The 20411-nt window shown below is 70.0% G+C and carries 27 protein-coding genes; 14 read left to right on the forward strand and 13 right to left on the reverse strand.

Features of this window, described 5'->3' with window-relative positions; genetic code table 11:
* Positions 1-5: 5 nt before the first annotated feature.
* Both CCN37_RS07125 and CCN37_RS07130 read left to right on the forward strand, forming a co-directional pair.
* Positions 6-668, forward strand: a complete 663-nt coding sequence (locus CCN37_RS07125; protein ID WP_086819873.1) for a hypothetical protein — start codon at positions 6-8, stop codon at positions 666-668.
* Positions 661-1158: an NADAR family protein gene (locus tag CCN37_RS07130; RefSeq protein WP_086819874.1), complete on the forward strand. Its 498-nt coding sequence runs from the start codon at positions 661-663 to the stop codon at positions 1156-1158. The genes CCN37_RS07125 and CCN37_RS07130 overlap by 8 nt, the downstream gene beginning before the upstream one ends.
* Before the next feature lie 10 nt (positions 1159-1168).
* On the opposite strand, the gene CCN37_RS07135 is transcribed toward CCN37_RS07130, so the two are convergent.
* Entirely contained in the window at positions 1169-1741 is a 573-nt protein-coding gene (locus CCN37_RS07135; RefSeq protein WP_086819875.1) for a TetR/AcrR family transcriptional regulator, read from the reverse strand.
* A gap of 84 nt (positions 1742-1825) precedes the next feature.
* On the opposite strand from CCN37_RS07135, the gene CCN37_RS07140 reads away from it, so the two are divergent.
* The gene (locus CCN37_RS07140) at positions 1826-2221 is read left to right on the forward strand and encodes a DUF6463 family protein (protein WP_086819876.1); all 396 of its coding nucleotides are present in this window, start codon (positions 1826-1828) and stop codon (positions 2219-2221) included.
* Here the strand turns inward: CCN37_RS07140 and CCN37_RS07145 are convergent.
* Entirely contained in the window at positions 2198-3496 is a 1299-nt protein-coding gene (locus tag CCN37_RS07145) for a M14 family zinc carboxypeptidase (RefSeq protein WP_168200553.1), read from the reverse strand. The genes CCN37_RS07140 and CCN37_RS07145 overlap by 24 nt on opposite strands.
* Positions 3497-3568: 72 nt before the next feature.
* On the opposite strand from CCN37_RS07145, the gene CCN37_RS07150 reads away from it, so the two are divergent.
* Positions 3569-3955 (forward strand): pyridoxamine 5'-phosphate oxidase family protein, encoded by a 387-nt coding sequence (locus CCN37_RS07150; RefSeq protein WP_086819878.1) that lies wholly within the window; start codon positions 3569-3571, stop codon positions 3953-3955.
* On the opposite strand, the gene CCN37_RS07155 is transcribed toward CCN37_RS07150, so the two are convergent.
* Entirely contained in the window at positions 3936-4148 is a 213-nt protein-coding gene (locus CCN37_RS07155) for a hypothetical protein (RefSeq protein WP_086819879.1), read from the reverse strand. The two genes, CCN37_RS07150 and CCN37_RS07155, sit on opposite strands and share 20 nt — an antisense overlap.
* Positions 4149-4218: 70 nt before the next feature.
* Complete coding sequence (locus CCN37_RS07160) at positions 4219-4566, reverse strand: MmcQ/YjbR family DNA-binding protein (RefSeq protein WP_086819880.1); 348 nt, start codon at positions 4564-4566, stop codon at positions 4219-4221.
* Between the two features lie 94 nt (positions 4567-4660).
* Here CCN37_RS07160 and CCN37_RS07165 point away from each other — a divergent pair, with 94 nt between their 5' ends.
* Positions 4661-5803 (forward strand): MFS transporter, encoded by a 1143-nt coding sequence (locus CCN37_RS07165; RefSeq protein WP_168200554.1) that lies wholly within the window; start codon positions 4661-4663, stop codon positions 5801-5803.
* Here the strand turns inward: CCN37_RS07165 and CCN37_RS07170 are convergent.
* Genes CCN37_RS07170 through CCN37_RS07180 form a run of 3 tightly spaced genes read right to left on the reverse strand, consistent with a single transcriptional unit; the run spans position 5790 to position 9169 of the window.
* On the reverse strand, positions 5790-6917 hold the full coding sequence (locus CCN37_RS07170; protein ID WP_086819930.1) for a GDSL-type esterase/lipase family protein: 1128 nt from the start codon (positions 6915-6917) through the stop codon (positions 5790-5792). The two genes, CCN37_RS07165 and CCN37_RS07170, sit on opposite strands and share 14 nt — an antisense overlap.
* Before the next feature lie 27 nt (positions 6918-6944).
* Positions 6945-7715 (reverse strand): amino acid ABC transporter ATP-binding protein, encoded by a 771-nt coding sequence (locus CCN37_RS07175; protein ID WP_086819882.1) that lies wholly within the window; start codon positions 7713-7715, stop codon positions 6945-6947.
* Positions 7712-9169, reverse strand: coding sequence for an ABC transporter substrate-binding protein/permease (locus CCN37_RS07180; RefSeq protein ID WP_086819883.1), 1458 nt, complete (start codon positions 9167-9169; stop codon positions 7712-7714). Before CCN37_RS07180 ends, CCN37_RS07175 begins: the two co-directional genes overlap by 4 nt.
* Positions 9170-9281: 112 nt before the next feature.
* On the opposite strand from CCN37_RS07180, the gene CCN37_RS07185 reads away from it, so the two are divergent.
* Complete coding sequence (locus CCN37_RS07185) at positions 9282-9887, forward strand: GNAT family N-acetyltransferase (protein WP_246842864.1); 606 nt, start codon at positions 9282-9284, stop codon at positions 9885-9887.
* A complete protein-coding gene (locus tag CCN37_RS07190; RefSeq protein ID WP_086819885.1) occupies positions 9884-10375 on the forward strand; it encodes a hypothetical protein in 492 nt (163 codons plus the stop codon). Before CCN37_RS07185 ends, CCN37_RS07190 begins: the two co-directional genes overlap by 4 nt.
* Before the next feature lie 32 nt (positions 10376-10407).
* Here CCN37_RS07190 and CCN37_RS07195 read toward each other — a convergent pair whose 3' ends face one another.
* Positions 10408-11640, reverse strand: coding sequence for an HNH endonuclease signature motif containing protein (locus CCN37_RS07195; RefSeq protein WP_246842871.1), 1233 nt, complete (start codon positions 11638-11640; stop codon positions 10408-10410).
* A gap of 478 nt (positions 11641-12118) precedes the next feature.
* Between CCN37_RS07195 and CCN37_RS07200 the strand changes: the two genes are divergently transcribed.
* Positions 12119-12940: an SAM-dependent methyltransferase gene (locus tag CCN37_RS07200; protein WP_086819887.1), complete on the forward strand. Its 822-nt coding sequence runs from the start codon at positions 12119-12121 to the stop codon at positions 12938-12940.
* On the opposite strand, the gene CCN37_RS07205 is transcribed toward CCN37_RS07200, so the two are convergent.
* Positions 12879-13280 (reverse strand): MerR family transcriptional regulator, encoded by a 402-nt coding sequence (locus CCN37_RS07205; RefSeq protein WP_086819888.1) that lies wholly within the window; start codon positions 13278-13280, stop codon positions 12879-12881. The genes CCN37_RS07200 and CCN37_RS07205 overlap by 62 nt on opposite strands.
* 27 nt (positions 13281-13307) lie before the next feature.
* On the opposite strand from CCN37_RS07205, the gene CCN37_RS07210 reads away from it, so the two are divergent.
* On the forward strand, positions 13308-14018 hold the full coding sequence (locus CCN37_RS07210; protein WP_086819889.1) for a methyltransferase domain-containing protein: 711 nt from the start codon (positions 13308-13310) through the stop codon (positions 14016-14018).
* Here the strand turns inward: CCN37_RS07210 and CCN37_RS07215 are convergent.
* Positions 13999-14454 carry a hypothetical protein gene (locus tag CCN37_RS07215; protein ID WP_086819890.1) on the reverse strand — a complete coding sequence of 152 codons (456 nt, stop codon included), beginning with the start codon at positions 14452-14454 and terminating at the stop codon, positions 13999-14001. The two genes, CCN37_RS07210 and CCN37_RS07215, sit on opposite strands and share 20 nt — an antisense overlap.
* Positions 14454-14825, reverse strand: coding sequence for a nuclear transport factor 2 family protein (locus CCN37_RS07220; protein WP_086819891.1), 372 nt, complete (start codon positions 14823-14825; stop codon positions 14454-14456). The genes CCN37_RS07215 and CCN37_RS07220 overlap by 1 nt, the downstream gene beginning before the upstream one ends.
* Positions 14826-14898: 73 nt before the next feature.
* On the opposite strand from CCN37_RS07220, the gene CCN37_RS07225 reads away from it, so the two are divergent.
* Positions 14899-15453 carry a PadR family transcriptional regulator gene (locus tag CCN37_RS07225; protein WP_086819892.1) on the forward strand — a complete coding sequence of 185 codons (555 nt, stop codon included), beginning with the start codon at positions 14899-14901 and terminating at the stop codon, positions 15451-15453.
* Between the two features lie 27 nt (positions 15454-15480).
* Here CCN37_RS07225 and CCN37_RS39640 read toward each other — a convergent pair whose 3' ends face one another.
* Positions 15481-15633: a hypothetical protein gene (locus CCN37_RS39640; protein ID WP_168200555.1), complete on the reverse strand. Its 153-nt coding sequence runs from the start codon at positions 15631-15633 to the stop codon at positions 15481-15483.
* Positions 15634-15642: 9 nt separating this feature from the next.
* Between CCN37_RS39640 and CCN37_RS07230 the strand changes: the two genes are divergently transcribed.
* Entirely contained in the window at positions 15643-16293 is a 651-nt protein-coding gene (locus CCN37_RS07230) for a hypothetical protein (protein ID WP_143261468.1), read from the forward strand.
* Here the strand turns inward: CCN37_RS07230 and CCN37_RS07235 are convergent.
* Entirely contained in the window at positions 16226-17209 is a 984-nt protein-coding gene (locus CCN37_RS07235) for a YafY family protein (RefSeq protein ID WP_086819931.1), read from the reverse strand. The two genes, CCN37_RS07230 and CCN37_RS07235, sit on opposite strands and share 68 nt — an antisense overlap.
* Positions 17210-17260: 51 nt before the next feature.
* Between CCN37_RS07235 and CCN37_RS07240 the strand changes: the two genes are divergently transcribed.
* The 3 genes from CCN37_RS07240 to CCN37_RS07250 all read left to right on the forward strand — a co-directional run bounded on the left by CCN37_RS07240 (position 17261) and on the right by CCN37_RS07250 (position 20408).
* Positions 17261-17563: a DUF1905 domain-containing protein gene (locus CCN37_RS07240; RefSeq protein WP_210407906.1), complete on the forward strand. Its 303-nt coding sequence runs from the start codon at positions 17261-17263 to the stop codon at positions 17561-17563.
* Positions 17564-17649: 86 nt separating this feature from the next.
* Positions 17650-19440: a ThiF family adenylyltransferase gene (locus tag CCN37_RS07245; protein ID WP_086819893.1), complete on the forward strand. Its 1791-nt coding sequence runs from the start codon at positions 17650-17652 to the stop codon at positions 19438-19440.
* Positions 19425-20408, forward strand: a complete 984-nt coding sequence (locus CCN37_RS07250; RefSeq protein WP_210407907.1) for a 3-oxoacyl-ACP synthase III family protein — start codon at positions 19425-19427, stop codon at positions 20406-20408. Before CCN37_RS07245 ends, CCN37_RS07250 begins: the two co-directional genes overlap by 16 nt.
* The last annotated feature ends 3 nt before the right edge of the window (positions 20409-20411 follow it).

Here is a 20411-nt window from a genome sequence, read left to right on the forward strand (position 1 = left end):
CCCTCGTGCAGACCGTCCTCGTCGCCGTCTTCGCCCTGGTACCGGTCGGGTGCTGGCTGCTGCTGGCCCGGACCGAGCGGCTGCTGTGGCCGGTCGCGGTCGGGCTGGCGGCGTTCGCGGGCCTGTGCTTCCCGGTGCTGGCCGGACTCGTGCTCGTCGACCTCGACCGCGTCGTCTGGCTGGGCTACGCGCCGATGACGATGCTCGTGGTCCTGCTCGCGCGGCGCGCCGAGGGCTGGGCGGCGCCGCTCACCCGGCGCGCGCTGGCCGGGCGGATCGTGCTGATCCTGTTCGTGGGGCCGGTGTGGCTGGCGGTGGTGTTCGGGTGGTGGGTCGTGGAGACCGAGCCCGCCCCGCCCTCGGCCGCGGAGGTGCTGCCGCTGCCCGCGGGGGTGCGCGTGGTCGACGACGCCAGGACCGGGTGCGGGTCGAGCCACTGCGGGCGCACCGTGGTGATCGCCGGGCCGCCAGGGGAGTCCACAGTGGACACCCTGCGTCGGGTGCGCGAGGACCTGTTGCGCGCCAAGGGTTTCCACGATGACGGGCCGAGCGCGGTGAGCAAGGTGCACCGCCGGGGCTTCGGCGGGCGCGACCTCAGCGTGGAGATGTCGGCGCGGGACGGGCGAATCGAGCTCCAGCTCGGGGACGGGAAGAACCTCCGTGATTGAGCACCTGTTCTTCTGGGGGCACCAGCCCGAGCGCGACGGCGGTGTGGGCAAGGGCTGTCTGAGCCAGTGGTGGCCCGCGCCGTTCGAGGTGGACGGGCGTACCTTCGCCACCGCCGAGCACTACATGATGTGGCGCAAGGCCGCGCTCTTCGACGACACCGCGACCGCCGACCGGGTGCTGGCGGTCGAGGACCCCAAGGCCGCCAAGGACCTCGGGCGCGGCGTCGTCGGTTTCGACTCGGCGGTGTGGGAGCGCGAGCGCTACGACGTCGTGGTCGCGGGCAACCTGGCGAAGTTCCGCGCGCACTCCGACCTGCGGGGCTTCCTGCTGAGCACGGGCCACCGCTGGCTGGCGGAAGCGAGCCCGCTCGACCCCGTGTGGGGGATCGGCCTGGCGGCAGACCACCCCGACGCCGCGCACTTCGAGCGGTGGCCCGGCCTCAACCTGCTCGGCAAGGCGCTCATGGACGTCCGCGCCCGCCTCCGCTGAGCGGCGGGTGTTAGGTGATGCCTACGGAGCGGAGGACGGCGCCGAGAGTGGTGTAGGTGCGCTCCAGGTCGATGGCCTCGGGGGCGATGCGCCACTGCATGTGGATGCCGACGACGGCGCCGAGCACGACGGTGGCCAGCTCGTCCGCGTCGACGCCCGCGGGAAGGTCGGCGCGCGCGAGCCATGCGCTGATGCGGCGGCGCAGCGTGTCGTGCAGTTCGGAGTACCACTTGTGCGGCGCTGAGCCCGGTTCGACGGCCTCACCGACGAGCGTTGCGAAGAGTGTGGTGGACGGACTCCGCGTGAATGCGACGAGCGTGTCCATCGCCTCGTCGAGCGTGTCGGGCTCTCCGGCCAGCGGCTGCACGACGGCGTGCTCGACGACGGCGCCGAGCAGGCCCTCCTTGTTGCCGAAGTGCCAGGGGATCGAGCCCCGGCTCACCCCGGAGCGCGCGGCGATGTCCTCGAAGGTCGTCTGGCGGTAGCCGCGCTCGGCGAACAGCTCGGTCGCGGCGGTGACCAGCAGCCGACGACTCTCCTGGGTGGTCTCCGCCCGCCTGCTGGCCCGTGGGGTGCTCGTCACAGCCGCCGATCCTAGCGTTGGCTACCGATCACGGTCTAGGTCGTGCAACACTTCCTGTGTTGGCGAACATAGAAAGGTGTGCCGATGAGGACGCAGATGCGCTGGGCCGGCGCGATCATGATCGTGATCGGCGCGGGTCACCTGGTGTTGGCCATCATGTTGGCCTGGGACAGCCACGCCAGGTGGCTGGGGCAGGGGCTGTGGGCCTCGGTGCCGCTGATGGGCGGCCCGCTGGACAACGAGGTCGCCTTCTGGGGCGCGCTCGGCAGCTTCTCCGTGCCGCAGATCCTGCTGGGTTGGGTGGTCTGGCACCTCGCCGGGCGCGGCGTGGCCGTCCCCGCCGGGGTCGGGTGGGCCTACGCCGCGTGGTGCGTGGTCGGCGGGATTCTCCTGGTGCCGTCACCGTTCTTCGTGGGCGTGATCCCCGGCCTGCTCATCGTGCTCGCCGCGCGGCGCTCACACGAGCGCAGCCGCGGCTAGCGTGCAGCCGACCTGGACGGCGACGAGCCTGCGGATCGCGATGCGCTCACCGGGCAGCTCGCGCGTGGCCTGAGCGCACCACTCGGTGAACCGGGCCTCGACGCTGGCCAGGGCCTCGCGGACGCCCTTGCGGGTGTTGCCCGAGCCGAGTTCGGCGTGCAGCACGCGGAGCAGGGTGCCTGCGAGCCGGATGCGGAACATGTGCGGCAGCACGTCGAAAGAGCACACCTCGGCCACGGTCGCGGGGCGCGACGGACCGTCGGCGATGTGCTTCCACGCTCCGGCAACGGCTTCGGCCTGGCCGAGACTGTCCACAAGGGACCGTTGGAACGGCGTGTCCAGCGTCAGGTCCGGCTGCGCGACGGCGAGCGCGGAGCGGAGGAACTGGCCCGCCTCCTCGACGTGCTGGACGGTCGCGCGCACCAGATCGGGGAAGTTCGTGCCGGACGGGCTCGTGTCGGCGGCTCGCGGGTCCTCCCAGTACGGCACCTCGGTGACGATCGTCGTGGTGCCGTGGCGTGCGGAGTAGTCGCCGCTGCTCGCGCCGAAGCTCCCGTCGCCGCCGACCTCCGCGCTGGTCGGCATCCGGATCACGCCGGGCCCGAGCATGCTGCTGTCGGGCACCTCCCACACGGCGTTGTGCAGCGGCACGCCGAACCACCCGGGGACCTCGCCGAGCGCGGCGGTCAGCGCCTCGTCGACGGTGCTGACATAGGTGAAGACGCCGCCGTACTCGCCGTTGTGCAGCGAGCTGATCAGTGCTGGCCGCACCTCGTCGATCACCCGCGCCAGCGCGGCGGTCTCGGGCAGCGGGCGGTCGAAGTAACCGGGCTCGTCGAGCTTCGGGAAGGTCCACTCGACCTGCTCGTCCATGGCGGGGCGGTAGAAGTTCCGGCCGAAGACCTCCCAGCCGCCGGGCCGGGTGTGCCAGTCCTCGTTCAGCCGCGCGCCGTCCGGGTCGACGCACGGGACGAGATGCCAGCGCAGACCGGAGCGCAGCGACTCCTCGGCGCAGAGCAGGCGGCCCAGCTCGCGCACGGTCAGCGCGCCGACCGGCTCGTTGGGATGCGGGCCGCCGAAGGCGAGGGCGGAGCGCGGGCCGTCCCCGATCACGGCCATGACCAGCGGTTCTCCGTGCCGTGAGGTGCCGATCCGGCGCAGCTCGACCAGGTCGGGGTATGCGGCGGCCAGCTCGGCGAGGTCGGCCTGCATCTCCTCGACGGTGGGGAAGCGGTCGATCTCGGGGATGCGGTCCAGTGCTGTCCTGAGGTCCATGCGCGCTCCCATTCCGTAGAGGCTCTATTGCATAGTGACTCTACGGCATGGTGGCGCGGGCAGGATGGGGATGTGGACAGGACACTCGAAGACCGCCTGGAGCACGAGCGCAACGCGTGGCTGTGCACGCTGCGCCCGAACGGCTCCCCGCACGTGACCCCGGTGTGGTTCGTCCACCGCGACGGCACGTGGTGGATCGGCAGCAGCGAGCGCAATCGCAAGGTGCGCAACATGATCAACGATCCGCGCGTCTCGTTGGCGCTGGAGGACGGCATGGCACCGGTGGTCGCGGAGGGGGAGGCGACCGTGCACGAGGACGGTTTCCCGGACGACGTCGTCGCGGCCTTCAAGGCCAAGTACGACGGGTGGGACGTCACGGCGACCTGGGCGGGCGAGGGGGCTCGCGTGCTCGTCGAAGTGCGGATGACGAGGTGGCTGCTCAGCGGCGTGGCTCAGTGACCGACACGATCCGGCACGGCAGCCGGTAGCGGTGGCCGTCCGGGTCGGTGCCCCAGAGCCAGTGGCGTCCATCGGCCTCGGTGTAGGCCTGCGTGACGAGCAGCCGCACCCCGGCGACGTCGATCCCGCCGCAGGTCACGCCAGGTTTGATGGTCACGGTGTCGCCGGTCCTCGGCGCCTGCTCACTCGTCATCGCCGCCTCCTGCCGTGCGGAGGATGCCACCACGAGAGCCCGGCGCGCGGAAACGTTGCCGTCTTGATGTCTACAGGGCTGGGAACGGGACCGAGTCGATGAGTTCTTCCGGCGCGGACAGCCGCCACGCCTCGTAGACGAGTTCGGTCAGCTCGTCGAGGTCGATCCCGGCCAGGTACACCACGACCCAGCCGAAGCCGCCCGCGGTGAACTGCTCCTCGAACACCTCAGGGCGCTCGGACACCAGGGCCAACTGCTCGGTCAGCGTCTGCTTCAAGCCCACGGTCTGCGTGCGCGGCCAGAAGTAGCCGAACCGCTTGCCGCGCACGCTGAACGAGCTGTAGTCGCCGCCCTGGGCGCGTTTGACGTCGCCGAGCGCGTCGATGATGCGGTGGAACTCGTCAGCGTGCACAGTCACCCGGACATTATGGGTGGCTCCACCGACAGGCGTGGTGTGTTCGCTTCGCGCGAGATCTCTCGCACTCGGCGGCCACGCACCAGATGATCAGGCGATGTGGTGGGGAAATCGCTACCCGGTGTTCGTCGCCTCCCGACTGATCTCGCAGACCGGGGACATGGCGGCGCTCTCCGCGCTGACGGTCCACGTGCACGCGAGCACGGGATCGCCGGTCGCGGTGGGCGCGTTGTTCCTGGTGCGGATGCTGCCCAGGATTCTGGGCCTGGTCGCGGGCGCGATCGGCGACCGGGCGGAGCTGCGCGGGCTGATGATGGTCTGCGACGCCGTGTGCGGGGCGGTGTTCCTGCTGATCGCGCTCGTCGACCCGAGCTTCCCGCTGTTGCTGGCGCTGGTGTTCGTGGCGGAGTCCGCTTCGACGATCACCCTGCCCGCCGCGCGGACGCTGATCGGGCGGACGGTCCCGAAGGAGCACTTGGCCGCGGCGAACGGGATGCTGATCGCGGCTTCGGCGACCGGCTTCGCCAGCGGCGCCGCGCTGGGCGGGCTGCTCGCGGGGATGGGCGACTACCGGTGGGCGTTGGTGATCAACGCGGCTTCGTTCGCGATCTCGATCCTGTTGCTGGTGCCGCTACCGCGCGCCGTGCCGGAACCGCGTTCCGGGCGGTCGTTCTACGCGGAGACGGTCGCCGGGCTGGCCGTGCTGCGCCGCTCCGCGCACGTGCGGCCGGTGGTGATCGGCCTGGTCGGGATCGCGTTCGCGGCGGCGTTGGACCGGCCCGCGCTGATCGTGCTGGTGCGCGAGGACCTTGGTGCTTCGGCCCTCTGGTACGGCTTGGTGCTGGGCGGGATCGCGGTCGGCGGTCTCGTGGCCGCGCTCGGCATGCCCCGTTATCGGGGGATGGACTCGCGCGCGCTGACGCTGTTCGGCATCGGCATCGCGGCGCAGATGGCCGGTCACCTGACCATGGGGCTCGCACCGGTCACCGCCGTCGTGGTGCTCGGCGCACTGGTCGCGGGGTTCGGCAACGGGCTGGAATCGTTGTGCGGCAACACGTTGCTTCAGCGTGACGCGCCGAAGGAGTCGCTGGGCGTCGTGCTCGGCGTTGTGCTCAGCGGCTCCTTCCTCGCCGACGCGGCGGGCTCCGCGCTGGGCGGTCTGCTGGTGGAGACGATCTCCGCGCCCGGCACGTTCGTGGTCGCCGCGCTGATCATGCTGGCCTGCGTCAGGATTCGCTGAACACCAGCTTGGCGAAGCGCTCGCCCATGCGCAGGTGGGTCGCGGCGTCGGGGTGCAGCTCGTCCAGCAGCGGCAGCTCGGCGTAGTCGGCCGCCCCGTAGAGCTGCTGGCCGTCCAGGTAGCTCAGCTTCGGGTCCTCGGCCGCGCGCGCCGCGACGATCTTGGCCAGCTCCGCGCGGATGACGGTCAGCGTGAGCCTGCCGCGCTCGGTCGGGTCGCCGGTGGCGCGGAACTTGACCGCGCCGCTGCTCATGTCCAGTGCGCCGGGGCCGGGGGTGTGCTCGTGGATGGGGCAGTGGATCGGCGAGATCACCAGCAGCGGCGTGTCCGGCTGACCCTCACGGATCGTGTCGAGGAAGCCGTGCACGGCCGGGCCGAACGCGCGCAGCCGCATCAGGTCGGCGTTGGCCAGGTTGATGCCGATCTTGACGCTGATCAGATCCGCCGGGGTGTCGCGCAAGGCCCGCGCGGTGAACGGGTCGAGCATCGCGCTGCCGCCGAAACCCAGGTTGACCAGCTCGACCCCGCCCAGCGACGCCGCGACGGCCGGCCAGGTCGTGCTCGGGCTCGCCGCGTCCGAGCCGTGGCTGATCGAGCTGCCGTGGTGCACCCAGACGCGGCGCCCGTGCTTCGGCGTCGGCTCGACCGGCGCGTCCGTGCGGAGGGCAACCAGCTCGGTGACTTCCTTGTGCGGCAACCAGATCTCGATGTCCTTGGGCGTCGGCGCGAGACCGTCGAAGCGCACGGTGCACACCGGTCCCGGCTTGTGCTCGAAGCCGCCGGTGGCCATGTCGATGATCGTGAAGTTGCCGTCGGGCACGCTCGACTGAGCGGTGAGCCGGCCGTCGACGAGCAGGTCGTACACGCCGTCTGGCCGCGGCGGGACTCCCCGGTAGGCCGTTTTCGTGGCGAGCACGTCCAGCTCCACCACGGTCGCCGCCGTGCGGAGGACCAGCCGCACCCCGGAGGGTTGGGCCTCGACCATCGCCAGCTGCGGGTCGTCGCACTGCGCGCGGGCCCTCGCCGGGAGCCGGTGCGGCAGCACACCGCGCTCGGTGACCTCCAGCTCCAAGGCTCCGCGCAGGAGCTCCGGCGTGATGGGTGTGCTGATCATGTCGCTGGAGGTCACCGGGCGATTCTGTCAGGCGGGGTGGGTGATGCGCCTCAGGAATTTCCGGGTGCGCTCCTCGGCCGGGTCGCCGATCACCTGCGCGCTGGTGCCGCGCTCGACGATCACGCCGCCGTCCAGGAACAGCACCTGGTCGGCCACCTGCTCGGCGAAGCGGATCTCGTGGGTGACGATCACCGTGGTCCAGCCCGAGGAGGCCAGGTCTTTGATCACCGCGAGCACTTCGCCGACCAGTTCGGGGTCCAGCGCGGAGGTCGGCTCGTCGAAGAGCACCACGCGCGGCTTCAGCGCCAGCGCCCGAGCGATGCCGACGCGCTGCTGCTGGCCGCCGGAGAGCTGCGCCGGGTAGGCGTCGGCCCGCTCGCCGAGCCCGACCTGGTCGAGCAACGCCCGAGCGTCGGCGACGGCCTCCTCGCGCGGGCGCTTCTGCGCGATCACGGGGCCTTCGATGACGTTCTCCAGCACGGTTCGGTGCGGGAAGAGGTTGTGCGACTGGAAGACCATGCCGCTCTGCGCGCGCAGCCGGCTCGCCTCCGCGCGACCCGCTCTGCCGGAGGGCAGCTGGGCGAAGTCGACATCGACGTCGTCGATGCCGATCACGCCGCGCTCGGGGATCTCCAGCGCGTTGAGCGAGCGCAGCACCGTCGTCTTGCCGGAGCCCGACGGTCCCAAGAGGACGGTCGAGGTGCCGCTGCGCGAGTCGAAGTCGATGCCGCGCAGCACCTTCTGCGCGCCGAAGGACTTCTCCAGTCCGCGCACGCGGATCTCAGCGGTGTCTGTCATGCCGTCACATACCTGTTCAGTCGGGTCTCCAGGCGTTTCTGCGCGGCGGAGAGCCCGACGCAGATCAGCCAGTAGTACAGACCGGCGAAGGAGTACAGGGCCAGGAACTCGTTGCTCTCGGCCGCGGCGAGCTGCGATTCGCGGAACAGTTCCGTGAGCAGCACCACCGAGCCCAACGAGGTGTCCTTCACCAGCGACAACAACGTGTTGGACAGCGGCGGCACCGCGATCCTGGCCGCCTGCGGGAGCACGATCCGCCGCAGCGTCAGCGGGTAGCTGAGCCCGACCGTGGCCGCCGCCTCGAACTGGCCGCGCGGCACGGACAGGATCGCCGAGCGGATCACCTCGGCGGCGTAACCGGCGACGTTGAGGCTGAAGGCGATCACCGCCGCGAGGAACGGCGAGAACTTCAACCCGAGCTGCGGCAGGCCGTAGAAGACGATGAACAGCTGCAACAGCAACGGGGTGCCGCGGATGATCGAGATGAACGCGCGGGCGAGCCAGGAGAGCACCCGGGAGGGGGAGATCCGCGCGAGCGCCACGAGCAGCGCGAGCACGAGGCCGATCGCGAAGCTCAGCGCTGTCAAGGGAATCGTCACCTTGACGAGGCCGACGAACATCGGCCACGCGGTGTTCGCCACCACCTCCCACGTGCTCCGGGCGCCGCGTCCCTGGGAGAGGTCCGCGTTCCCGCCGTCGGGCACCGAGACGTCGGCCTTGAAGTACTTCTCGGAAATGCCGCGCAGCGTCCCGTCTGCCTTGAGCGCGGCGAGCGCCTGGTTGGCTTGGGCGAGCAGGTTCGCGTCCGCCTTGCGGAAGGTGAGGACCTGTTCGGAGCCCTTCTCCCCGGCGTTGGCCGCGATCTCGACGTCCTTGGAGCCGGTGCTCGCCAGGTAGTCCAGCACCGCGATGTTGTCGTTGACGATCGCGTCGACCCTGCCCTGCGTGAGCAGCGCCGCGGCCTGCGCGAACCCTTCGACCGCCTCGACCTTCGCCCCGGCTTCGCGCGCGACCTTGGCCCAGTTGCTGGTGCTCGACTGCGCCGTGGTCTTGCCGCTGATGTCGGCCAGCGAGGTGATCCGCTCGTCGCCCGTGCGCCGGACGACCACCCCGCGCGAGTACGTGTAGGTGCTGGACAGGCCGTACTTCGCTCGGCGCTCGTCGTTGGCCGAGACCTGGTTGGCGATGAGGTCGATGCGCCCGGAGTCCAGCGCGGGGAAGATCGCGTCCCACTGCGTCTCGACGAACTCCAGCCGCCACCCCGCCTTCCCGGCGACGGCCTTGATCACCTCGATGTCGTAGCCGGTGAGCTGCTGTGATCCCGGGTCGTGGAAGGAGAACGGGGGATAGGTGCCCTCCGTGCCGACCCGCACGACCGGTTGCTGCGCGTTCGCCGGTGGGGCGAGCACCACCAGCAGCAGGAACAGCAGCACTCCTCTGAGCGCGTGTCGCATCAGCGACTCCCTCGACCTCGACCTGGTACCGCGTTGCGAGGTTAGATCGGGTCGGGGGAGTCCCGCGCGCTGATCCACTATGCGGGATTCGGCGTTCGGGCATGATGGACTGGTGGATTCGAGTGTTGACCGCGCGGTGCGCGACTGGGTGCACGGCTGGGCGCTGACCCGGGGGACCGCCGCGCCGGTCGCCGAGCCTGACGGTTACCGCATCGACGTGGGTCGTCCTGGTCACGTGGTGCGCTACGTGCTGCCCTCGACGTCCACTGTGGACGCTCGCTGCGCGTCGTTGACTGCTCCCGGCACGTGGCTGAAGATCTGCGGGCGCCCCGCGCTTGGTCCACAGTGGACCGTTGAGGCCCCGGAGTACCTGATGGGCAAGGACCTGTCGGCTTCCTCCCGCGTCGCCCCGCCCCCTGGTTACGCCGTCTCGCGCTCCCCGCTCGGTGTTGAGATACACGCCTCGGACGGTTCTGTCGCCGCTTCGGGCTTGTTCGCCATCTGGGGTTCGACGTCCACTGTGGACCAGGTGGTCACCGCCCCCGCGCACCGAAGGAGAGGGTTGGGCGGCGTGGTGATGAGCGAACTCGACGTGCTCGCCGCCGAAGCCGGTGCCACGCGATCGGTTCTCGTCGCGACCGAGGACGGCCTCGGCCTCTACCGCCGCCTCGGCTGGACTGTGATCAGTCCCGTCACGGCCGCTCACCTCGCCTCATGAGGTTCTCGTGGCAGGCCGCCCACTACCCGGGCCGCCCCGTCGAGGAGCTGTGGTTCGCCCTCGACCGCGACGCGCGCGGCGACTGGTGGTTCGACGCGTACTTCCTCGGCCGCGTCCGGTTGAGCGGCGGTTCCGACCACGTCGCCCGCTTCGCTTCCTGGCTGCTCACGCCTGCTGCCGATGAGGCGTACGAGCGGAGTTTCGTGCTCGTCGACGATGCCCCCGACCCCGGCCGGTCGATCTCCTGGCTCGCTCCCGGCGCCACCGAGCCCACGCGAGTCTCCGACACCGAGCTGACCGTCGAGGTCGTGATCGGCCGCGACGAGGACGGCGGCCCGGAGTACCTGATGCTCCAGCCCAGTGGTCACGCGCCGCAGCAGGGTTTCGCATTCCAGATCTGCGCGGAACTCGTGTGGGAGCCCATGGAGCGTGCCGTTGTGGAGCGAGGTGCGGCCGCGTTGCTCAGCTCCTGCGCGGGCCTGGCTTGATCTGGGCATGTCGACGACACCTCCCTTCTCGGTTACGCGGTGAGTCGTGGGTCGACTCTGATGTTGCGCATCGGTTTCCGCTCCGCGTCCACCCACGGCGGCGGAATGAAGTCCGGCCTTCCGTCCTCGGCGAAGACGATCTTCCAGTCTTCTTGGTGGATAACGTGATGGTGGTGCGAGCACAGCAACGTCATGTTGTTCAGATCCGTTGGCCCTCGGTGCTGTGTCCAGTGCAATACGTGGTGAGCTTCCGTCCATGCCGGGGGCCGATCACATCCCGGGAAGGCGCATCCTTTGTCCCGCACGGCGAGTGCTCTCCGTAGCGGTGGTGGCGCGGTCCGAACTGAGCGCCCGTAGTCGAGGGGGATGCTCTCCCCGTTGAGGACCACCGGAATGACCTCGGCGTCGCAGGCGACCTGTCGCAGGAGTGAGGCGGTGGCTTCGCCGTCCCAGTCGGTGTAGCCGGAGCGGACCTTCTCTTCCAGCCAGTCCAACCGCATCGTGACGACCATCTGCGGGCGCACGCCTCCGCTGATCGGCAGATCGTGGGTGGCCATCGCGATGGTGATCAGTTCGCAGAGTCCGTCGGCGTAGCGCTGTTCAGGCGTGCGCGGGTCTTCTTCGCCGCCGACCGGTCGGGGTTTGGAGACGGCGTGCAGTGCTTCTTCGACCATCGCGCCCTCGATCGGTGGCAAGCATCCGTTGAAGACCAGCCATCCGTGCTGGTTCTTGGTCATCCTGAACGACCGGGCGTTCACCGCCGCCTGCTCGTCTGTGAACGCACCCGCCTGGTCAACGTGGGAGCGGACTCGTTTGCCCAGCTGCATCAGCTCGCGTGGGGTGAGCTCGGGTGCGTGCTTGAGCAGGGATGCCTCGGCCTCGTCGGCGACCTCAACCGGGACGTTCTTGATGACGTCGGCGATGACCGCCGCGTGATCACCACTGATCACGCCTGCGTAGAGGGCGTCCCGCGTGTCCGGCACACCGGGCAGGTCTTCCACGAGTTGCGAGCGTCGCTTCGCTTCCGCCGGAGAAATCCTCAGGTGTGACCGCAACAGGGTCGCGATGTTCCGGCACCCCTGCGAGGTGTGCAGGCCACGATCCTCAGCGCACGCGGCGGCGTCGATCTTCACTGCTGTCAACAGATTAGTGATGGTCTCCAGCTTCGTCAGGAACGCGAGATGCTCATCCTCAGACAACTGGTAGACATCGTTCAGTTTGAGATGATCTAGCAAAAGTGACTCGATAGCATTGGTATCCAACATGATCACACCTCCTTCCTTGTTGGATACCTCAATTTTAGCAAGTCCTCGGGATGCGTCAAATCCGTTGCAGGCTAAAGAGAAACGCGACTTTCAGCTGACAGTGAAACCAGGTCGGCTTTACCTGGGGTGCGCGTGCCATACGCTTGTTCGCGTGGGCCGGGATTCCTCCCGTGCCCGCCCGGCTAATGAGGGCACGCGCAAGGGGCCCCAGGTCAAGCCGACCCCCCGCGCTGGAACCAGCCGTTCCCCCGCTGGAAGTCCAGCTCGGCAGACCTGGAAACCCAGCTGGAAGGAGCTAAAAACAGCCGTTCCCCCACTGGAAGTCCAGCCGTGCCCGACCTGGAATTCCAGCCCGCTCAAGCAGGAAGTCCAGCCGTGCCCTAGCTGGAAGCCGATCCCGCTGGGAAGCCACCCGACCGTGCTTCAACCACGGACGAATCGGTTTTGCCCTCCCCGCGCCACCTCGTACAGACAGTCCATGAGCGACTGGATTCCCGACGGGATCGACCTCAGCAAGCCGAGCGCGGCGCGCGTGTACGACTACTACCTCGGCGGCGGGCACAACTTCGAGGTGGATCGGGAGTTCGCGGAGCGGGCGCTGCTCGCGCATCCGTTCGCCCGCGAGATGGCGGTGATCAACAGGACGTTCGTGCGGCGCGCGGTGCAGTTGATGGTGGAGCGCGGTGTCCGGCAGTTCTTGGACCTGGGCTCGGGAATCCCGACGGTGGGCAACGTGCACGAGATCGCCAGGGACTGCCGCGTGGTCTACGTGGACTGCGAGGAGGTGGCGGTGGCGCACACCAGGATGATCCTGCGGGGCAGCGACAGGGCGACGGTGGTGCACGCGGACGCGGCGCGGGCGGAGGACGTGCTGAGCGCGCCGGAGACGGTGCGGATGCTGGACTTCGACGAGCCGGTGGGGGTGTTGGCGGCGACGGTGTTCCACTACGTGCCGGAGCACCACGACCCGTTCGCGGCGCTTGAGCGGTACAGGGACGCGGTGCCGCCGGGGAGCTACCTGGCGATCAGCCACCTGGCGAGCGACGGTCTGCCCGCGATGATCGAGCAGATGGCGACCATGATGAAGGAGTCGCGGAACAACATTCACCCGAGGACGTGCGCGGAGATCGCGCGGATGTTCGGCGACTTCGAGATGGAGCAGCCGGGGCTCGCGGGGGTGGCGAACTGGCAGTCGGAGCGGCCGGTGGACGCGACGCAGCACCTGGACGTGGGACTGCTCATCCAAGCGGGGATCGGTCGGAAGTGCGCAGCAGCGCGCGGAAGTTCGGGCACTGGATGACGTCCTCGTGCTCGCAGCGGAGCACGTGAGCCAGCAGCGCCAGCGCGTCCTGGGCGGTGCGGACGCGGTGTTCGAGGCGGGCCTGCTGCTCGCGGAGCACGGCCTTGCGGTCGGCGCCGGCGGGCGCGTGCAGGAACACGCGCGTGTCGTCGAGGCTGAGGCCGACCTCCTTGGCCTTGAGGATGAACGTGACGCGCTCGACGTCCGCCGAGCCGTACCTGCGGTGACCGCCGGAGTGCCGTGACGGTTCGAGCAGCCCGACGGACTCCCAGTGCCGCAGGACGTGCGTGGCGAGCCCGAAGCGCGCGGCGAGCTCGCCGATGGTGAGGCTTGACTTCATGTCGACATGAAATTGCACGCTCGGCGCATGGTCAACGACTTGAGCGACGCCCTGGACCGCCTCGACGCCCTGCCCGCCGCCGTGGAGCTGCGGAAACGCTCCTACGAGCTGCTGAGCGCCCGACCGGGTGAGGCGGTGCTGGACGTCGGCTGCGGCGCCGGGCTCGCGGTGGCGGAGCTGGCCGCGCGCGGTGTCGCGGCCGAGGGCGTCGACCCGAGCCGGGCCATGATCGAGACCGCGCGTGAGCGGTATCCGCGCGAGGTGTTCCGCCTGGGCTCGGCGGAGTCGCTGCCGCACGCGGACGCCTCACTGCGCGGCTATCGAGCCGACAAGGTGCTGCACGCCGTGGCCGACCCCGAAGCGGCGATCGCGGAGGCGCACCGCGTGCTGGCGCCGGGCGGGCGGATCGTGCTGCTGGGCCAGGACTGGGCGGGCGTCGCGGTCGACTCGGACGATCCCGTGCTGACGCGGCGCCTGATGGCCGCGCTTGCGGAGGGCATCCCGCATCCCACGATCGCTCGGAGCACGCGAAACCTGTTGCTGGACGCGGGTTTCCGCGACGTCGAAGTGGAAGGGAGGCTGCTCGTGTTCGCCGAGGCCGACGCGATGACGCACCTGCTGCGCCGCGTGTCCAACGATCCTGACGGACCGCGGTGGCTGGCCGATCAGCTCGATCGGGCCGAGCGCGACCGCTTCTTCGGCATGGCCCCGGTGCTCATCACCTCGGGGACGCGCTGATGGCGGCCTTCGCGATCCCGGAGATCATGCGCCGGACGGCGATCGCGTGCCCGCCGGTGCCGATGACGAGCGCGCGGTAGAGGCGGCCGAGCGCACCGGGGAACACGGCCAGGCTCTCCGCGCGCAGCCGCGACCGATCCGGGCCGAGCGAATCGATTCGAAAGATCAACTCGTAGTTCGAGAAGCGGTGCCGCCCGGCGAGGACCAGCTCGCTGGGCGGGGTCGCCGCCGCGACGCGGAACCCGGGCAGCGTGGAGCCCTCGGCCAGCGGGCGCGGACCGGACGCGGCGTGCTCGGGGCAGCCGACGAGCCGCGAGTAGAGCTCGGCGAGAGAGCCGGAGAAGGACCTGTCCAGCGCCTCGGTGAGCACGGCCCACACCGCCTCGGCCGGTGCCGCGACGGGGACCGCGTGCTCGTCGATGCGGGGGAGCGCCATCACCGCGCCCCGAGTTCGGCGGCCATCGCCTCCGCCAGGGCGTGCGCGGCGCTGAGCGGGCGGACCATGACCGTGAGCTGGTCGATCCGGCCGTGCTCGTCGACGTGCAGGAAGTCCGCGCCCTCGACATCCCGCTCGCCGACCCGGGCGTGGAAGACGAGCACCTGGTCAGCGGCGTCGGGGGCGCCGATCTCGCGCACGTAGCGGAAGTCCTGGAAGACCCGGGAGACGGCGTGCAGGATCGTGCCGACCACCTCCCGGCCGTGGTACGGGCGGAAGGCGACGGGGCTGTGGAAGACCACGTCGTCGGCTAGCAGCGCCACGGCCGCTCCCATGTCCTGCGCTTCGACGGCGATCCGGAAAGCACGCACGGCTTGCTCCTGAGGTAGTCAACTAGTTGAATAGGTGCCGCTGACACTAACCCCTCGCGGGAAGGCTGAACAGATGGCTCTGCGTCACGCGGTGCTCGCCGCGCTGCTGGACGGGGACGCTTCTGGCTACGAGCTGGCGAAGCGCTTCGACGTGTCCGTGGCCAACTTCTGGTCGGCGACGCCGCAGCAGCTCTACCGCGAGCTGGAGCAGCTGGAACGCGCCGAGCTGATCCAGGGCCGCGTCGTCGAGCAGGAGCGGCGGCCGAACAAGCGGGTGTTCAGCCTCACCGCCGCCGGGCGCGCTGAGCTGCACGCGTTCACCACGGAGCAGACCAGGCCCCCGGCGATGCGTGATGATCTCCTGGTCAAGCTGCGCGCGCTGGACGTCGGCGACCGGGAAGCGCTCTGCGAAGCCATGTCCGCGCGGCTGGAGCTGTCCGAGGCCAAGCTCGCGCGCTACGACCGGCTGCACGAGGACCTGCTCGACGGCCGCTCCGAGGAGGAGTACGCGCGCGAGGCGGAGTCGATCGGCGTGTACCTGACGTTGATGGGCGGGCGCGCTTACGAGCAGGCCAACGTCAGCTGGGCCAGGGCCGTGCTGCGAGTGCTGGAGCTGCGAGGCTCGTGAACTCGGCCCACCGGTAGCGCGGGCACGTCATTCCGCGCTGATGCCGTTGTGGCCCAGTGGCGCGAGAAGATCGGCGGGCAACGCGCGGTTGTCGTCGCTCCAGCGCGGAACGTCGGCGACGCGTCCCTGCTTCCGGAGGAAAACCTGGGAGGCGTTGTAGGCCGTTTGCGGTACTGCCATTCTGGGGGAATGTTCACCGCGCTCCGCCGCCTGTCGGCCGCCGCCCTGCTGACCGCCGCCTTCGCCGTTCCCGTCTCCGCCGCGCCGGGCGTGAGCTCGATCGCCGAGGCCAGGGCCTTGCCGCTGGGCTCGACCGTGACCGTCGAGGGCACCACGACCACGCCGAGCGGAGTGTTCGAATCCAGCTTCTACGACAAGGGTTTCGCGATCCAGGACCGCTCCGCCGGGATCTACGTGAAGACCGCCGATGATCTCGGAGCGGGTCCGGGCCGCCGCGCGCGGGTGAGCGGTGTGCTGACCGACAGCTCCGGTCTGCGGACGATCGTGCCCGTCGCGGACGGCGTGAAGATCGGCCACTGGGCGCTTCCCGTGCTGCCCGAGCCCGTGCGCACCGGCTCGGTCGGCGAGTCCACCGAGGGCCGCCTCGTCGTCGCGCTCGCCAAGATCACCAAGCCGGTGGAGAACGATCTGCCCTACGGCCACAAGGTCTACGTCAACGACGGCTCGGGCGAAGTGATCGTCTTCGTCAACACGCAGACCCGCATCGACGTGAGTCGCCTGGCCGCCGGGCAGCGCGTGCGCGTCGTCGGCTTCAGCAGTCAGTACGGGGACCACCACGAGATCGACCCGCGCGGCCCGCACGACCTGCTGCACGGGTGAGCCGCTCGGCAAGGCGCAGCACCTCCGCGCGCACCGCATCTCCTTGCAGCACAACAAAAGGCAGCTCCGTCGCGGCGAGCTGCGCGGCGTACCACTCGGCGTTGTCGGTGCTCCCGCTCAGCACGCAGGTCTCCCCATCGGCGGTCAGGCGGCCGAGCACTCGTGAAACGCACTGGGAAGCAAGGGAGATCGGCACCTCGAAGCGGACTTCGGCCTCGTGCGTCCAGCCGTCGGCGAGGTGGTTCTCCACCTCCTGCACGGGATCGAGCTCAGCGGGCGGCTCGAAGGTGTCACCGGTCGGCTCGGCCTGCTCGACGCGGTCGATGCGCAGCACGCGGCGGGCTCGGGCGGTCTGCGACCAGCACAGCAGGTACCAGCGCCCGTGCCGCACCACGACGGCCCACGGGTCGAGCACCATCTCGCGCGTTCGGTAGCGGATTCGCAGCCGCTGCTCGCTCTCGCACGCCTGCGCGAGCGCGGCGGTGAGCCGCGGATCGGGGCTCGCCGCCGCGTCGCCGGGGTTCTGGGCGTTCACCCGCCGGATGGCCTCGACCGGCGCGGCGGAGGACGCGGGCAGCACGCGAACGATCTTGCCGAGCGCCGTGGCGACCGGGTGCTCGCCGTCGGCCGCGCCGTGCCAGCCCTGGAGCACGGCCATGACCAGCCCCAACGCCTCGGGCGTGCTGAACATCAGCGGTGCCAGCCGGGCGCCCCGGCCGACGCGGTAGCCGCCGTACGGGCCGCTCAGCGACTCGACCGGGATACCGGCCTCGCGGAGGATGCCCACGTGGCGACGCGCGGCGCGGTCGCTGACGCCGAGCCGCGCGGCCAGCTCCGCGCCGGTGATGCCCGGTCGGTCCTGAATGGACTCGAGGGCGAGCAGAGCGCGCGCTGTCGGGCTGAGGTCTCCACGCATGAGCGCCATTCTAGGAAGCAGAGTGTCCGGGACCGGCTTTACCGTGTCCGCGTGGAAGAAACCGTGGAGGCCACGTTCACCGCCGAGGTCTGGTACTGGCGCGGTCCGGCGCCGTGGTACTTCGTCACCGTCCCCGAGGACGTGTGCCTCGACATCCAGGAGCTGTCGGGGCGCGTCAGCTACGGCTGGGGGATGATCCCGGCGACGGTCACGGTCGGCGAGAGCACGTGGACGACGTCGCTGTTCCCCAAGGACGGCAGCTACGTGGTGCCGCTGAAGACGCAGATGCGCAGGCGCGAGAGGATCGAGGACGGCCAGATGATCAGCCTGGCCCTCGCCGTTCCCGGCAGCTAGCTCCCGTAGCTGGCCCGTAGTCATGCCCGCTGAGCTGGCGTTGCCGGTGACAGCGAGGTGTCGGCGCCGCCTGGCAGGCTGCGGCGATGGGACCGCAGTGGCATGTCAGTGCTTTTCACGCTCGTGCCGACGAGGACGGCGTGATCGCCCTGGTGCGCGAGCTGCGGGCACGGGTGCTCTTCGACCGTGGCCGCCGTCCCGCCTTCCGCGCCGACGACGGCACGCACGTGGACGACCAGGTGCTGGACCACGGGGCCTGGCACTTCATCGCGCGGCGTTCGCCCGATGGCCCGCCGTTGGGTTACATCCGGCTCTCCACACCGGAGACGGGGGAGCTGTTCCAGTCGCTCGCCTTCGTCGGCGTGGAGCGCTACGAACAGATCCTGCGCGCTGAAGGCGTTGGCGTGGAGGACACCTTCGAGCACAGCAGGCTCGTCGTTGAGCACCGCGCGCGCAAGCTCGGCCTCGGCGCCCACCTCAACGCCGTGGCGATCGGCGCCGCACACGCGCTGGGCGCCAAGCTGATGATCGGTACCTCCGGCACCAAGGACGGCCAGCACGCCTTCCATGAACGCTTCGGTTTCCGCGCCGTCAACAGCACGCGTCGCTACGTGAACCGCTACACCGAGGACGTCGTGATCATGGTCCACCGGCCCGCTGACGGCGCGGGGGAGTACTCCGGCCTGGTTGCCGAGCAGCGCGATGCCTTCCCCGGAATCGCTTCTGCCACAACGGACATCGCCCCGGCGCCCGAGGCGTGCACACTCACTGACACCGCCGACCGCTCCGCTTGGCGCCCGACGCTGTTCGACCTCGCGCACGACCGCCCGGCCTTCGAGGAACTGCTTGACTCGGGCCGCGTGCGGGAGGTCCACGACACGATCGACGCGCAGCTCGACGAGCTCATCCGCAGTCGTGAACCTTCGGTTTCCTTTGAGACCAACGAGATCGCTGCGCGAAAGGTCGAGCAGCTGGCCGGGGTCCCGGTCCAGGCGTACGGGACGTGGGCGTGGTACCCGTGGTCGGGGCGACTCGTGCACGTGCTGCCGCGCGAGGAGTTCCGGCTCGTCCGCACCGACCGCAACCGCGGCAAGGTCGAGCGTCCGGCCCAGCGAAGCCTGCTGGAGCGTCGAGTGGGCATTGTCGGCCTCTCGGTCGGCAACGCCTCCGCGGTCACGTTCGCGCTGGAGGGCATCGGCGGCGCGTTCAAGCTCGCCGACTTCGACAGCTTCGGCCTGTCCAACCTGAACCGGCTGCGCGCGGGCGTGCACCACCTCGGCGTCAACAAGGCGGTGGTCACCGCTCGACAGCTGTTCGAGATCGATCCGTACCTCGATGTGGAGATCTTCACCGACGGGCTCACCGAGGACACCATCGCCGAGTTCTTCACGGGCCTCGACCTCGTGGTGGAGGAGTGCGACACCCCCTACGCCAAGATCGCTGTGCGCGAGCACGCCCGGGCGCTCGGCATTCCGGTGGTGATGGACTGCAACGACCGGGGCATGCTCGACGTCGAGCGCTTCGACCTCGAACCCGACCGCCCGCTGCTGCACGGTGTGATCGGCGACGTCACCGCCGAGTCGGTGAAGTCGTTGTCGCACGCGGAGAAGGTGGACCTCATCCTCTCGATGGTGGACGCCAGCCGGATCAGCCCCGAGCTGCGCGCGTCCTTCGACGAGCTCGGCAGGACGTTGAGCAGCTGGCCGCAGCTCGCCTCCGGTGTCGCGCTCGGCGGCGCCCTCACCGCTGAGGCCGCCCGACGCGCCCTGCTCGGCGCCGACTGCCCGTCCGGGCGCTTCTACGTGGACTTCGCCGAGCTGATCACCGCTTCCGCCAACAGCCTCGCTCAGCGGAGTCCGGTGTGCGGCCCGTCGTGATCGCGGGCACCGGCCTGCACGTCCCCGAGACCGTGGTCACCAACGACGACCTCGCCCGGATGATCGACACCTCTGACGAGTGGATCACCAGTCGCACCGGGATTCGCGAACGCCGCTGGCTCGCGCCGGAGCTGGCCGTCTCCGACATGGGTGTCGAAGCCGCCCGCTCCGCATTGGAGTCCGCGCGCCTCGCTCCGTCCGAAGTGGACGCCATCATCTTCGCGACCTACACCTGGGACCAACCACTGCTGTCGACCGCGTTGATCGTCAAGGACGCGCTCGGCGCCGACCGCGCGCTGACCTTCGACGTCACGCACGCCGCGTGCGCCAACGGCTTGCAGGCCGTCCTGCTCGGCTCCCACCTGGTGCAGTCCGATGACATCCGCTCCGTGCTCGTCATCGCCGCCGACGCCGCGTCCCGTGTCACCGACCCGCAGGATCGCGTCACCCGCGTCTTCTTCGGCGACGCCGCTGCCGCTGTTGTGCTGCGTCGTGGTTCGGTCCCGGGCACCGGTTTGCTGGCTTGGGACTTCGGCTCCGAGCTGTCGCACGCCGTGCAGATCCCCGCAGGCGGCTCGCGCATGCCCGCATCCGCCGTCACCGTTACCGCGCGCCAGCACTATCTCCAGATGGACGGCCACGCCGTCTGGGACGCTGCCACCCGCTGGCTCCCTGACAGCATCCTCGCCGCGACCGCGCGCGCCGGTGTCCCCGTGGCCGAGGTGTCGCACTTCTTCCTGCACCAGGCGAATCTGAACATCATCAAGGCCGCTGTGGACAAGCTCGGAGTGCCGCTGTCCCGCGCTCCGATCACCCTGGACCGGCTCGGCAACACCGGCTCCGCCGGAGTGTTCACCGCGCTGCACGAGTCTTTCAGCCGGGGCCGCGTCCGCTCCGGCGAGGTGTGCGTGATGTCGGCGATCGGCGCCGGTTTCCAGTGGGGCACCCTGTGCTTCAGGCAACCGTGACAT

It is taken from the genome of Allokutzneria sp. NRRL B-24872, from assembly GCF_002155965.1.
In the GTDB taxonomy this organism is placed as follows: domain Bacteria; phylum Actinomycetota; class Actinomycetes; order Mycobacteriales; family Pseudonocardiaceae; genus Allokutzneria.